General features: G+C 50.4%; 9 protein-coding genes. 6 read left to right on the top strand and 3 right to left on the bottom strand.

Annotated elements, in window-relative coordinates:
• Positions 1-49: 49 nt before the first annotated feature.
• The 5 genes from kdpB (at position 50) to F0L74_RS02505 (ending at position 7174) form a co-directional block, all read left to right on the top strand.
• The gene (kdpB, locus tag F0L74_RS02525; protein WP_149836254.1) at positions 50-2101 is read left to right on the top strand and encodes a potassium-transporting ATPase subunit KdpB; all 2052 of its coding nucleotides are present in this window, start codon (positions 50-52) and stop codon (positions 2099-2101) included.
• 18 nt (positions 2102-2119) lie between these two features.
• Positions 2120-2683, top strand: coding sequence for a K(+)-transporting ATPase subunit C (locus F0L74_RS02520; protein ID WP_149836253.1), 564 nt, complete (start codon positions 2120-2122; stop codon positions 2681-2683).
• A 199-nt stretch (positions 2684-2882) separates the two neighbouring features.
• Positions 2883-4241, top strand: coding sequence for a porin (locus F0L74_RS02515; RefSeq protein WP_149836252.1), 1359 nt, complete (start codon positions 2883-2885; stop codon positions 4239-4241).
• 108 nt (positions 4242-4349) lie between these two features.
• Positions 4350-5477: a sensor protein KdpD gene (locus F0L74_RS02510; RefSeq protein WP_149836251.1), complete on the top strand. Its 1128-nt coding sequence runs from the start codon at positions 4350-4352 to the stop codon at positions 5475-5477.
• On the top strand, positions 5474-7174 hold the full coding sequence (locus F0L74_RS02505) for an ATP-binding protein (protein ID WP_149836250.1): 1701 nt from the start codon (positions 5474-5476) through the stop codon (positions 7172-7174). Before F0L74_RS02510 ends, F0L74_RS02505 begins: the two co-directional genes overlap by 4 nt.
• A 3-nt stretch (positions 7175-7177) precedes the next feature.
• On the opposite strand, the gene F0L74_RS02500 is transcribed toward F0L74_RS02505, so the two are convergent.
• Both F0L74_RS02500 and F0L74_RS02495 read right to left on the bottom strand, forming a co-directional pair.
• Positions 7178-10171, bottom strand: a complete 2994-nt coding sequence (locus tag F0L74_RS02500; protein ID WP_149836249.1) for a PAS domain S-box protein — start codon at positions 10169-10171, stop codon at positions 7178-7180.
• A 30-nt stretch (positions 10172-10201) separates the two neighbouring features.
• Entirely contained in the window at positions 10202-12319 is a 2118-nt protein-coding gene (locus F0L74_RS02495; RefSeq protein WP_149836248.1) for a PAS domain-containing hybrid sensor histidine kinase/response regulator, read from the bottom strand.
• 175 nt (positions 12320-12494) lie between these two features.
• On the opposite strand from F0L74_RS02495, the gene F0L74_RS02490 reads away from it, so the two are divergent.
• Positions 12495-13193 carry a porin family protein gene (locus F0L74_RS02490; protein ID WP_149836247.1) on the top strand — a complete coding sequence of 233 codons (699 nt, stop codon included), beginning with the start codon at positions 12495-12497 and terminating at the stop codon, positions 13191-13193.
• 67 nt (positions 13194-13260) lie between these two features.
• Here F0L74_RS02490 and F0L74_RS02485 read toward each other — a convergent pair whose 3' ends face one another.
• Positions 13261-14037, bottom strand: coding sequence for an enoyl-CoA hydratase-related protein (locus F0L74_RS02485; protein WP_149836246.1), 777 nt, complete (start codon positions 14035-14037; stop codon positions 13261-13263).
• Positions 14038-14161 lie beyond the last annotated feature (124 nt).

Genomic DNA, 14161 nt, shown 5'->3' with positions numbered 1-14161 from the left:
CTGTAGTAGGGACGACCCGGCGGCCACAATAAAGACAAATGATTTCCAGATGAAGCGAAATAAAGATAACAGATTATTCCCGGCAGAGCTGGTGAAGGAGAGCCTCAAACAATCCTTCGTAAAGCTTAACCCCCGGTTAATGATAAAAAACCCGGTGATGTTCACCGTGGAAATAGGCACCATCGTAATGCTGGTTGTTACGCTGTACGCCATGATCACCGGCAATAAAGAGCAGGGCAGCGCAGCCTATAACCTGCTGGTGTTTATTGTACTGTTCCTGACAGTGCTGTTTGCCAACTTTGCAGAAGCCATTGCAGAAGCCCGGGGTAAGGCACAGGCGGAAAGCCTGCGCAAGACCCGCGAGGAAACCCCTGCCAAACTGATACAAGCAGTAGGCGAGATCTTTACCAATGAGATCAAGATCGTATCCTCCTCCCGCCTGCGTAAAGGCGATGTATTTGTGTGTGAGCCGGGTGATATTGTACCCGCAGACGGTGAGATCATTAAAGGGCTTGCGAGCATAGACGAATCTGCCATCACCGGTGAAAGCGCCCCGGTGATCCGCGAGGCCGGCGGTGATAAATCCAGCGTAGTAGGCGGCACCAAGGTACTGAGCGACCGTATTACGGTACAGGTAAGCACAGAGCCTGGCGAGTCTTTCCTGGACAAAATGATTGCCCTGGTAGAAGGCGCCAGCCGTCAGAAAACGCCCAACGAGATTGCGCTCACCATTCTGCTGGCCAGCTTTACCCTGGTGTTCATTATCGTGTGCGTAACGTTGAAGCCTTTCGCAGACTATGCGCAAACCCCTATTACTATTGCAGCCTTCATTTCACTGTTTGTGTGTCTGATACCTACTACTATCGGCGGTCTGTTATCTGCCATTGGTATTGCGGGTATGGACCGCGCCCTGCGGGCCAATGTGATCACCAAATCCGGTAAGGCCGTAGAAACCGCCGGCGATGTAGATGTGCTGTTGCTGGATAAAACCGGTACCATCACCATCGGTAACCGTAAGGCCACCAATTTCTACGCTACCAATGGGGTAGTTAAGGAAGAGTTCATCCGCCTGTGCGCGCTTAGCTCCCTTTCTGACGATACCCCGGAAGGTAAATCCATCGTGGAACTGGCCGGTAAGGACATCGTGAATAAACTCTCTACGGATGGGGCCTCCATGATAAAGTTCACCGCAGAGACCCGCAGCAGCGGTATTGATCTGAGAGACGGCACCCGGATCCGTAAAGGGGCTTATGATGCTATCCGCAATATGGCTGCCAATGCGGGGAACGATTTCCCAGCAGAAACGCTGGCCTGGGTGCAAACCATCTCCAAGAATGGTGGTACGCCTCTGGTAGTGGCCCTCAATAATAAAGTGCAGGGCGTAATAGAACTGCAGGATATCATCAAACCAGGCATACAGGAACGTTTTGAACGCCTGCGTAAGATGGGTGTGAAAACAGTGATGGTAACAGGTGATAACCCTTTAACCGCCAAATATATAGCTACCAAAGCCGGTGTGGATGATTTTATTGCCGAAGCCAAGCCGGAAGACAAGATGCACTACATTAAAAAAGAGCAGACAGAAGGCCGCCTGGTAGCCATGATGGGCGACGGTACCAACGATGCGCCGGCACTGGCCCAGGCAGATGTAGGCGTGGCTATGAACAGTGGTACCCAGGCCGCTAAAGAGGCCGGCAACATGGTAGACCTGGATAACGATCCCACCAAACTGATCGAGATCGTGGAAATAGGCAAACAGCTGCTAATGACACGCGGTACCTTAACCACTTTCTCCATTGCCAATGACGTGGCTAAATACTTTGCCATTGTACCCGCGCTGTTCATTGCCTCCATACCCGCGCTGCAAGGCATCAACATTATGAAGCTGCATAGCCCGGAATCTGCTATCCTCAGTGCGGTGATCTTTAACGCCATCATTATCCCGCTGCTGATACCCCTGGCATTAAGGGGCGTAGCGTACAAGCCCATAGGGGCCAGCGCGCTGCTGCGGCGTAATCTGCTGATCTATGGCGTAGGCGGTATTATAGTGCCTTTTATAGGTATTAAGCTGATAGACCTGGTAGTAAGCGTATTCTTTTAAATCATTAAAAATCACCCAATGAAACGATACATTTTGCCTGCTATAAGATTAACTGTGGTGCTGATCGTAGTACTGGCCGGCATCTTCCCCCTGTTTATCTCCGCTATTGCTAAAATGGCGCCTGGTAAGGGGGATGGCGAAACGGTAACACACAATGGCCGTATAGTGGGCTATGCCAACATAGGACAAAAATTTACAGGCGATAAATATTTCTGGTCAAGGCCTTCTGCTGTTGATTACAATGCGGCCGGTTCCGGCGGTTCAAACAAGGGAGCGGCTAACCCGGATTACCTGAAGACGGTACAGGAGAGGATCGACACTTTCCTGGTGCATAATCCCGGCGTGCGGAAGGAAGATATACCGGTGGAACTGGTTACCGCATCTGCCAGCGGTCTGGACCCGGACCTGTCGCCCGCAGCGGCAGATATACAGGTAGCGCGTATTGCCAAAATACGCGGCATCCCTGCCACCCGTTTACATGCCCTGGTAGATCAATATACCAAAGGTCCTTTACTGGGTATGTTAGGCCCGTCCAAAGTGAATGTGCTGCAGTTGAATATTGCGCTGGACGATCTTAAATAGTGTTTTTTTCATGCGTTTAATAATCTATATCCTCTAGCCTATGAAAGTGTTTAACCCTGCTTAAGTAAAGTGCCCGGCGCTCCGCTACTGAAAGGGTAGCGGCAGCGCCACTTTTAAACGCTTATTGTAACAATCAAATATCTCAGGAGTGTCCAGTATAGAACAGTCACCAATGCAATCTTTCCAATAATAAAACTATATGAAACAATTTCTAGTGAGCGCAGCCCTGTTAGGTATAACAGGCCTGCATGCAGTTGCCCAGGATGCTACTCAACCAAAGGTACCGCTGGACGGTATTGAAACAAACTGGCAGAATGGTAATGACCGCAGGGATTCCGTTCCTTTCCAGACCAAATATTTTACGCCCATCCTCATGATGGACCTGAACTACACCCATTCGTTCAATAGCCCTAATGATAACACCGTAGTGGGCTCTACCGCCCTGGCCCGCAATAATGAGGTGGAACTTTCGCAGTTAAGCCTTGGCGGCGAGTTTAACTACAACAACGCCAGGGCTAAAGTATTACTGCAGTTTGGTACCCGCAGCGTTGTAGTGCCCAGGAACGATCTTAGCCCCTACAGGGGACAATATAAGCTGGCAGATGTGTACCGTTATTTAAGTGAAGCCTATGTAGGTTATCATATTAACAAATGGTATGGTATCAATATCGATGCAGGTTTGTTCATGTCTTATATTGGCCTGAACTCCTACTACCAGGTAGAGAACTGGGAATACCAGGCTTCCTACACTTCTGATAATACTCCCTGGTTCTTTAACGGGGTACGTATCCAGATCTTCCCCAGCAAAACTTTGAAAATTGAGCCCTGGATCATTAACGGCTGGCAGAGTTATGGTAAGTTTAACAGCATGCCCGGATTTGGCGCCAACATTACCTGGAACCCGACCAGCAATTTCAAGATCCTGACCAATGACTACTATGGAACGGATGCCGCCGGTCTGCCGGACCGCAAGCGTTTCCACTCAGATAACAGCTTAATGGTAAGGTATTATAACCGCCCTAAATCAAAAGGGATCAGCAAAATGGCGTTCTCCCTGACGGGCGACGTAGGCTTTGAAAAAGGCGGCGGCGTAAACGGTTTCAGCGCTGACTCTGCAAAAGGCCCTGCTCAATACTTTGCGAGTGGTATGATCTATAACCGTATCTGGTTTTACAAGAACAAATTTGCATGGACAGTGGGCGGCGGTATTATGAACAACCCGGGACGTTACCTGGTGTTGTACCCTACCGGTCAGGCCAGTCCGCTGCCTAACCCGGTAGATCCTACCAAAACGGAAGGCCTCTATCCTTTCAGCGCCAACCCGGGCGATCAGTTCAAAGCCTGGGATTGCTCCACTAACCTGGACTGGATGCCGAATCAGAGCCTGCTGTTCCGTATAGAATATGTGCACAGACATGCCAATGTACCCTATTTTGCAGGTCCCGGCGGCGTAACCTCTCCTAATGGTTACACCACCACCCCGCTGCCTGCAGATTGGCGTCCGGACCTGGTGAAGTCTGAGGACAGGATCGTATTGGCATTGTTATTTAGATTATAAAACTGGGCTATTTAGTAATATAAAACTGGTTTGGTTGATTTTTTATCCGGCAATAGGGCGTAACGGCTTTATTGCCGGATTTGGTATCTTTAATATAACGCCTCACAAATGACTGATAAAGAACATTCTGTAGAGCATTTCCTGCATCTGGCCAACAAATCATCCGGCCGGGGCAAATTCAAGATCTATATAGGCATGAGCGCAGGTGTAGGTAAGACCTACCGCATGCTGCAGGAAGGGCATAACATGCTGCGTAATGGGCTGAATGTGCAGATAGGATATGTGGAAACGCATGGACGCGCAGAAACCCAGGCGCTGATAGATGGCCTGCCCGCTATACCGCGTAAGCAGGTTTTCTATAAAGGCAAGATGCTGGAAGAGATGGACCTGGATAGTATACTGTTGTTAAACCCCGAATGGGTGATCGTAGACGAGCTGGCACATACCAATATCCCCGGCGCCCGTCATGAAAAACGCTGGCAGGATGTGATGGAACTGTTGAAAGCCGGTATCAACGTGATCTCTGCCGTTAACATTCAACATATAGAAAGTATTAACCACGAGGTAAAAGTGATCACCGGCATAGAAGTGCAGGAACGTATACCGGACCTGGTGCTGCAAATGGCGGATGAGGTGGTGAATATAGACCTGACGGCCGATGAGCTGATCTCCCGGTTGAAGGAAGGCAAGATCTATGATAAATCCAAAGTAGAAACGGCGCTGAAGAATTTTTTTCAGGCAGAGAAGATACTACAGTTGCGGGAGCTCGCACTGAAAGAAGTAGCTACGCAAGTAGAGCGTAAGGTAGAAATAGAGATACCGCGCAGTCAGCAGATGCGGCATGAGAATTTCCTGGCCTGTATTTCCACCAATGATGAAGTAGCGCGTAAAGTGATCCGCAAAACGGCCCGTCTGGCTGCCTATTACCATGCGGACTGGTATGTGCTGTATGTACAGGCGCCGCGGGAAAATGCCTCCCGTATTAACCTGGCCACCCAGCGGCACCTTATCAATAACCTGAAACTGGCCACCGAGCTGGGGGCGGAAGTGGTACAACTGCATGATGCGCATATTGCGCAGGCCATTATCAACACCGCTATTGAAAAACGGGCCACCACGGTATGTATAGGTAAACCGCATATCAGTTTATTCCGCATTATCTTGCGTACGAATCTGTTTAATCAGCTATTAAAAACCTTATCCTCTAACGATATAGATCTTATTATTTTATCATGAGGTTAAAAGCAAAAATAACCCTGGGTGTATTGTTCCTGTATCTGATGATGCTGCTGGTAAGTGTGCTGGGCTACTATTACCTCAAGAACCTGAACGGTAAGGCCCGTACTATCCTGGAAGATAACTATGAATCCCTGGAGTTCTCCAAGAACATGCTAACCGCGCTGGACGCCATGCCCCTGGACCGCAGCAGCGCCCTGCAACGTTTTGAAAATAATCTTAAGAATGAGGAAAAGAATGTAACAGAATCCGGCGAAGCCGCCGCCACCGCCGCCGTGCGGAAAGGATTTGAACAGCTGAAGCGTGATTCCATCCCCGGAACGGGCGTAGATAAAACCATCCGGCAAAGTATCTATGTGATCATGGACCTGAATATGCAGGCCATTGTAGGTAAGAATGAGATCGTAAAGAAGATAGCCGACAGGGCCTTGTTGTATATTGCTATTATCAGCGGGGTCTGTTTTCTGCTGGGCTTTTCGTTTGTATATAATTTTCCAGGTTATATTGCCAATCCCATTCACGAGCTCACCAAAGGGATTACCGGTATTGCGGAGAAAAAATACAGTCAGCGCCTGCACTTTAAAAGCGCGGATGAATTTGGCGAGCTGGCCACGGCCTTTAATACCATGGCCCAGCGGCTGGATGATTACGAGCATAGTAACCTGGCCCGTATCCTATTTGAGAAACAGCGTGCGGAAGCGGTTATCAACAGTCTGCGCGATGCTACCATCGGTCTGGATAATAAAAACACCATCCTTTTTGCCAATATGCCGGCCCTGCAGTTATTGAATATGCAGGAAAGTGACCTGGTAGGCAAACCCGCTACAGAAGCAGGTAAGTATAATGATCTGCTCACCTTCCTGGTGAGCCGGCAGGATAACGCGCCGCTGAAGATAGTAGTAGATGGCAAAGAGAGCTTTTTTACGCGGGAGCAGGTAAATATCCATTATGAAAATGAACGGATAGGGCATGTGATCATCCTCAAGAACATTACTTCTTTCCGGGAACAGGACCAGGCTAAAACGCATTTCATCGCCACGGTATCCCATGAGCTAAAAACACCGCTCTCCTCTTCTGACTTCAGCTTAAAGCTGCTGGAGGACGACCGTATTGGCCATCTGACCACGGAGCAGCGCGAACTGGTAGAAAGCCTGAAGCAGGATAACCTGCGTATGATCAAGATCGTAAGCGAGCTGCTGAACCTTTCCCAGGTCGAAAGCGGCAATATACAGCTGCAACCGCAGCCCGTATCGCCAGACCAGGTAGTGCGTTATGCGCTGGATGCGGTACAGAAACAGGCTGCCCAGCAACAGATCAGCATCCGTACCAGCCTGCCGGAGCATACCCCGCAGATCCTGGCCGATGTGGAGAAAACCGCCTGGGTGCTGGTGAACCTGCTGACTAATGCCATCCGGTACTCTCCGGAGGGGGCCGATATAGCGCTGAATGTAGAACAGCAGGATGAACGTATGCTGACCTTTAGCGTGCGGGATAAAGGCAAAGGTATTCCTGCAGCTTTCCGGGAAAAGATCTTTGAACGGTTTTACCAGGTGCCGGGTACGCAACACCAAACCAGCAGCGGGCTGGGGCTGGCCATTGCGCGGGAGTTCATTGAAGCGCAGGGCGGCACTATTGGGGTAGAGAGTGAGGAGGGTAAAGGCAGTATGTTTTACTTCCGGTTGCCGGTAGCGGTATAGTGGTTAGGTGATATTCTCTATTTCCATCGCTACTTCTTTACAGGCCTCCCGCAGGATGGCCGTAAGCTGATGTACCTGGGCTGCCAACGTATTAAGATGTTGCCTGCCCAGGGCATTTTCTTCCAGCGTGCCGGCCAGTTCCATAGCGGTGGGGATACGTACAATGCTAAGGCTGGATTTAAGGCGGTGTACGAGGTAGTGGATCAGCTCCCACTGCTCCAGCGCAGCGGCCTGCTCCAGTTCTTCGATAATGCCGGGCAGCGTATCGTGAAAATCCTGCAGCAGTTCCCGCACATATATTGTATCGTCCTTTAAAAGGGTATGCAGGTAATGGAGATCTGTAAGGCCCTCCGGCGCGGTATGCCCATTGACAGGCGCTGCAGGTCGTATAGCGGTTACCGGCGTGCCGGTGCTTTGTAAGATCTTATTGAAAAGTACTTCCGGCGTAAAGGGTTTGGAAACATAATCATTCATGCCGGCCTTGAGGCATTTCTCCTCTTCGCCGGCAATGGCGGAAGCTGTCATAGCGATAATGGGAATATCGCTGCCTGTTTGCCGGATGAGGGTAGTGGTCTGGTAGCCGTCCATTTCCGGCATCTGTATATCCATCAGCACACAATCATAGTTGGTTTCCAGTACGCGTTGCAGGGCTATCCTGCCATTATCCGCAATATCTACGCTGGCGCCGGCCTGTTGCAGCAGGTAATAGGCTACTTTTTGATTAAGGGTATTATCTTCTGCCAGCAGCAGTTTTTTGCCCAAGAGCAGGTTCTCTGGTATGGGGCCTGCATGGGTTTCCTGCTCCTGTTCCGCATCCGCATGGCTGCAGAAAGGGATCTCCACATAAAAAGTAGCGCCTTTACTAACGGTGCTTTTAACGGCGATATAGCCACCCTGCATGGTCACCAATGCCTTGCAGATGGCCAGTCCCAGACCGGTACCGCCATAGCGGCGGGTATTTTCCGCACTGGTTTGGGTAAAACTTTCAAAGATCATTTCCTGCTTTTCTGCCGGTATGCCTATGCCGGTATCCTGTACTTCAAAGCCCACATGGGTATTATTGTGATCGTCTGTTTCCAGTAAACGGGCTGTTACCTTAACGCTGCCCTGGGCGGTGAACTTAATGGCGTTATCTATGAGGTTACCCAGGATCTGGCTGATGCGTACAGCATCGCCGGTAAGGCTGGCGGGAATGCGCTCGTCTGTATAATAAGACAGGTGTACGCCTTTTTTATCTGCCTGGGGTTTTAAGCGCATTACTTCCTTGGCCACCAGGCTGGGGATATTGATGCGGACTTTTTCCAGCACCATCTTGCCTGCCTGCATTTTGGAGAAGTCCAGTATATCATTGATGATCACCAGCAGGTTGCGGGAGGCGTCCTTAATACCATCCAGGTACTCCTGTTGCCGGGTATTTACCGGGCTTCTATCCAGCAGGTAGGCCATACCCATGATACCGTTGATGGGCGTACGTATTTCGTGGCTCATATTGGCCATGAACATTTCCTGTACTTGTTTGGCGTCTTCCGCCATTTTCCTGGCGGCGATCACTTCCCGTTCATAGATAACGCGCTCTGTAATGTCCATGCCTATACCGCAGATGCCAAACATTTCCTGGTCGCTGTTAAACAAGGGAAAACGGCTCATAAAGATGTGCCGTTCCGCACCGTTTACGGTAACGGTCTCTATTACCTTAAGGGGTTGCTGTTTTTCAAATACCACATGGTCGCTGTTGCCGGATTTTGTAGCGCCGTTGCTGGCAAGGTCCTGGTCAGTATAGCCGATGGCAGTTCCGGGCTCCAGGTTGTTGATCTCTTCAAAAGGTTTGTTGGCCAGCAGGTAGCGGCCCTGCAGGTCTTTTATGAATATGATGGAAGTAGAGTAATCCAGGATAGCCTGCAGGCGGGATTGTGTTTCTTTTTGCCTTGCCGCCAGCCGTTCCATTTCCAGCTTTAGCTGTTTTTGCTCATGGATATCTTTTACGATGGCCTGGAACCCTTTTACCACCCCGTTTTCCCGGTAAAGGGTCAGGTGCTGCTCCACCCATTTCCGTTCGCCGGTTTTAACGGTGCACAGGAATTCATGGTTGGTATGGGGTTTATTATAAACGTATTGTTCCGTGTAGGCAATACGGAGGCGTTCTACGGTATCTGCGTCCAGGAAAATGCTGTAATGCCGGCCTATCAGCTCCTCGCGGGTATAGCCGCTGGTTTCTGCCAGCTTTTTATTTACGTAGGTGAAATTGCCGTTCAGGTCAGCGATGAACATCATTACCTGCGCTTCCTCTATAAAGCTGCGGAAGCGTTTTTCCCGGCGGGCCATAGTATCCTGGAGGGTGCGGTTGCGTTTGCGGTAGGAACGGTTGGCCAGTAAGGTGAGCAGGGTGATGAGTCCCCCTAACAGCAGGGGCAGCCGCAGCCGGCTTGTATAAAAGGTTTGCCGGTCCCCGGCGGCGAGAATGCCCGTGCGGGTTTGCTCCAGCAGGTTGGTCAGCAGTTCATCCACGGTATTGTCTACCGGCAGCATAGCTATCTGCTGACCGCTGTTGCCGGCTTTGTAACGTTGCTGTATATATTGCTGCTGGTGGGCCAGCTGCCGGATGACCCCGTTTTTTATAGTGGCAACTGTTTGGAGCTGCAGATGATCGTCCTGGGAAAGATGGCTGATCTCGTCCAGGGCGGTGTAGAGGCTGGCGGTCTGCTGGGGGGCGGCATCCAGGTGGGTGGCATTACCGGTGAGGATAAACCGTTGCACGCCTGTTTCCAGCTGGTAAAAAGACACCTGTACGGTGCGGATATGGCGTTGTTTTTCTGCCAGGGTATGCAGTTGGCGGTTGTTATCTGCAAGCTGCAGGGTAAGGTCTACGGTATACCAGGCCAGCCAGGCAAACAAGGTTAGCATTAACAGGTAGAAGAGTACGGCGCTGCTTTTGAGCGGAAGCATCCATTTTTTCAGCAGCATGGATAAAGCGAGTAGCATATTTCTCAATCGCTCCATATAGGTAAATTTAGGGGCAAAGTAGCACGCTTACAACTGGTCCACTTTACGGGCAATCTCTTTACACGCGTTAGTTAATAAAGCGCTCAGTTCCTGCAGTTTAGCCGTGATCACGGTGGCGGCGGCGTTTCTGGCGGCCTGTTCCAGCTCCTGGGTAATTTCCAGGGCATTCGTAACCGGCACAATACCCAGGCTGGACTTAAGCCGGTGGGCTAAAAATGCCACCTGTTTCCAATCCTGCCCGGTGGCGGCCGTCTCTAATTCCTGGATATTCCGGGGCGCCAGCTGCAGAAACTCACGCAATGTTTCTTTTATATACGGGATATCGTTGAACAACAGGCTACGGAGCTTGTTAAAATTTACCACATTCTGCGGAAGAAGATCCGGCTGTTCATCCGGGATCACGGTATCGTGCGTACGTAACTGGATGGTAACGGGGCTGCCCAGGTTGTCTAAGATCTTCATAAACAGCTCTTCCGGCACAAAAGGTTTGGAGATATAATCATTCATGCCGGATTGCAGGCATTTTTCCCGCTCCCCTTTTATGGCGGCGGCCGTCATGGCAATTACCGGGGTGGTAACGCCCTGGGTACGCAGCCGCCGGGTGGTGCTGTAGCCATCCATTTCGGGCATCTGTATATCCATAATGATACAGTCGTACTGTTTATGCTGCAGGTGCTGGAGCACTTCCCTGCCATTAACGGCAATATCTACCGCGGCGCCGGCTTTGCTGAGCGTTTTGAGCGCCACCTGCTGATTAATGGGGTTATCTTCTGCCACCAGCAGGGTTCTGCCCTGCAATACCAGGGGCAGGGAAGAAGCCGGGGCGGAGGCTGCCGGTAAGGGCTCGTACAGGAATGGGTTCTTGTTAAAGACCAGTTCAAAAAAGAAAGAGGAGCCTTGTCCCTGCCGGCTCTCCACATGAATAACTCCGCCCAGCAGGGTCACCAGCTCCCTGGTAATGGCCAGCCCCAGGCCGGTACCGCCGTAATGGCGGGTATGGGCGGCATTGGATTGGGTAAAGCTGTCGAAGATCATGGCCAGCTTATCTTCCGCTATGCCAATGCCGGTATCGCTTACTTCAAAGTATATACGTACCTGGGTATTATTGGTCTCCAGCAGCCGGCAATGCAGGTGAATAGCGCCAGCGGGGGTAAATTTGATCGCATTTTCCACCAGGTTGACCAGCACCTGGCCAAGACGGGTAGGATCGCCCAGCAGGTGGTCCGGGATCTCTTCCGCTATCTCATGGGAGAATTGCAACCCTTTCTGTTGCGCCTGCAGTTGCAGGGGGAACAAGGTTTTATCGATAGCTTCCCGCAGGTTAAAGGCTATCTGTTCCAGGGCCATTTTGCCGGAGCGGATCTTGGAGAAGTCCAGGATCTCGTTTATAACAGCCAGGAGGTTGTTGGCAGACTGGCGGGTGGCCTGGATGTACTCCTGCTGTTCCGGGGATAGCGGGGTATTGAGCAGCAGGTTGGTCATACCAATGATACCGTTCATGGGCGTACGGATCTCATGGCTCATATTGGCCAGGAACATCTCCTGCTGGCGCTTGGCCTCTTCTGCTTCCATGCGGGCATCGACCAGCTCCTGCTCATGGCGTACCCTTTCTGAAATATCCTTTACCAGGCATTGGTAGCCTATCATCACTCCTTCTTTATACTGGATAATGGTTTCCTGCTCTACCCATTTACGTTCCCCGCTTTTGGTAATGATCTCGAACTCCTGGTAGGTAACGGGCACATTGCTGGCCGCCTGTTTAATGTAAAAATCCTTGAGTCGGTTAAAAGTGGTCTTATCCAGGGTCATGGAGTAGTGCTGGCCCAGCAGCTCACGGTCCGTATAACCGGTCATAGCCGCGGCATGTTTACTGATAAAGGTAAAATAGCCGCCCCGGTTACAGGTATACATCAACACATGAGAAGTTTGGATAAGGCGCCTGTACTGCTGCTCGCTTTTACGCAGCTTGATATCGGTTTGCCTGAGCAGCTGCATATCGCGGTTTAGCCAAAGCAGGGCTACCAGGAAGGGCAGATACATACAGATACCCATAACGAGGGGGATCCGGGCGCTGAGCGACAGCCAGGTAAAGCCTGCTGCGCTGAGGATGAGCAGGATGAGGACAGGTTTTGTGAGCAGCTTCATGCCGGGTATTTCATAACATGCGGTGGATAGAAACGATAATTTACACCTGTAGGGGCCAAATTGTTGACTGAAAGCCCGGCTGTATGATTATTTTTTTAATGCTTTTACTCTTTGTTTTATTCCTAATTCCATTAGATTTGCCTAATATTCTTTTTCTTAAGCCGTTATAAATTTTATGAAAAAAATATTTTTCGCCTTAGGGTTGATGGTTTGCTCGTTGAGTGTTTTTGCCCAGCAGGGCGCCATGGATAAGGCTATGAATTCCGTTTCCCGCTCCCGGGACTTTTTGGTGGTATCGCTCTCCTATGATGGTTGGGCCAGCCGGCCAGATAGTGTGAGCACCGGCTTAAACCGTGGTTTTAGCGTGGCTTTTATGTATGATTTTCCTATCAAAAAGACGAATCTGAGTCTGGCGGCGGGTCTTGGTGTCTCTACAAGCGGCATATTCCTGAAGGATCACGTGCTGAATATGGCGGAAACCGGTAACCCGGCGCCTAAGTTCACGGAAGACCAGACTCCCAGCAAATACAAGATAGCGACCACTTACCTGGAGGTTCCGTTGGAATTGCGCTGGCGCAGTGTACCGGATAATGCTAATAAAGGCTTCAAGGCGGCTATTGGTTTAAAATTGGGTACCCTTATGAATGCGCACTCCAAAGAAAGGAATTCTATAGATGGCGTTAAGAATACGGAGAAGATAGCGAATAAACGCTTCTTTAACTCCTGGCGTTATGCAGCTACGGCTCGTATAGGTATGGGTAACATTGCCCTGTTTGGGTCTTATAATCTGAATCCTTTATTTAAAGATACCGGCGGCAATAACCTGGTGGATATACGGCCGTATTCTATCGGGATTGCGTTTAGCGGTTTGTAATGATCTGCTGATCTCTGATAAAAAATGCTGATGTGCGAATTATAGATAAGCACATCAGCATTTTTATTTACATACCCTTAAACACCGGTTTGCGTTTCTCCATGAACGCGGTTACCCCTTCCTTGTTATCTGCAGAACGGCCGGCTATTTCCTGACAATAAGCTTCGTAATCCAGTACGGTATCCAGATCTTCCGTCATGCCTTTGGTGAGCATCTTTTTCATCAGCGCAATGGCTTTGGTGGGCGCATTGGCGTAAAACTCCGCCTCTGCCTGTACGGCGGCATCCAGTTCCTCTGGTTTCACCACTTTGTTTACCAGGCCCAGTTGCAGGGCCTCCGGGGCGGTAAGCTTGGTTGCTTTGGTCGCCAGCTCAAATGCGCGGTGGTAACCAAGGGTACGGGGCAGGAAATAAGAGGAGCCGGAATCCAGCACCAGGGCTATATTCACAAAGATCTCTATAAGGGTGGCTGTTTCGCTGGCAATAATGATATCACAGGCCAGGGCCAGGGAGCAGCCGGCGCCGGCGGCAACACCATTGAGTTTACAGATAACGGGTTTGGGCATATTGCGGATCCCCCGGATAATGGGATTATACCGCTTGTGCAGGGACTCGCTGAAGCTGCGGGTACCGGCTTCCATAGAGGCTTTGAGGTCCTGGCCGCTGGAAAAAGCCTTGCCTGCGCCGGTTAATACAACTGCTCTGACAGTGGCGTCTTTTTCCGCCTGTTTCAGGGCATCCTGTAGTTCATAACTCAGCGGGTCGTTAAAGGCGTTATAAACTTCCGGGCGGTTAAGGGTAATAGTGGCAATGCCGTTTTCTACATGAAGGGTTAAATGGTGCATGGGTGTATGATTTTAATGTAGGATGACCCAAAAGTGGATTAGTAATACTATTTTATCTGGCCTTACCAAGGCTTCTCCTAGGTTCCACCTAGGCTTCAGGTAGGCTTATATGACTCCAGGCCAC

Source organism: Chitinophaga agrisoli, assembly GCF_008386695.1.
In the GTDB taxonomy this organism is placed as follows: domain Bacteria; phylum Bacteroidota; class Bacteroidia; order Chitinophagales; family Chitinophagaceae; genus Chitinophaga; species Chitinophaga agrisoli.
Note: the sequence above shows the minus strand (reverse complement) of the source record. Positions and strands in the feature narration are given on the sequence as shown.

What these genes read in the sequence shown, in the direction of transcription:
- kdpB (WP_149836254.1), top strand. Translation starts at nt 50, where the DNA reads ATGAAGCGAAATAAAGATAACAGATTATTCCCGGCAGAGCTGGTGAAG.
- F0L74_RS02520 (WP_149836253.1), top strand. Translation starts at nt 2,120, where the DNA reads ATGAAACGATACATTTTGCCTGCTATAAGATTAACTGTGGTGCTGATC.
- F0L74_RS02515 (WP_149836252.1), top strand. Translation starts at nt 2,883, where the DNA reads ATGAAACAATTTCTAGTGAGCGCAGCCCTGTTAGGTATAACAGGCCTG.
- F0L74_RS02510 (WP_149836251.1), top strand. Translation starts at nt 4,350, where the DNA reads ATGACTGATAAAGAACATTCTGTAGAGCATTTCCTGCATCTGGCCAAC.
- F0L74_RS02505 (WP_149836250.1), top strand. Translation starts at nt 5,474, where the DNA reads ATGAGGTTAAAAGCAAAAATAACCCTGGGTGTATTGTTCCTGTATCTG.
- F0L74_RS02500 (WP_149836249.1), bottom strand. Translation starts at nt 10,171, where the DNA reads ATGGAGCGATTGAGAAATATGCTACTCGCTTTATCCATGCTGCTGAAA.
- F0L74_RS02495 (WP_149836248.1), bottom strand. Translation starts at nt 12,319, where the DNA reads ATGAAGCTGCTCACAAAACCTGTCCTCATCCTGCTCATCCTCAGCGCA.
- F0L74_RS02490 (WP_149836247.1), top strand. Translation starts at nt 12,495, where the DNA reads ATGAAAAAAATATTTTTCGCCTTAGGGTTGATGGTTTGCTCGTTGAGT.
- F0L74_RS02485 (WP_149836246.1), bottom strand. Translation starts at nt 14,037, where the DNA reads ATGCACCATTTAACCCTTCATGTAGAAAACGGCATTGCCACTATTACC.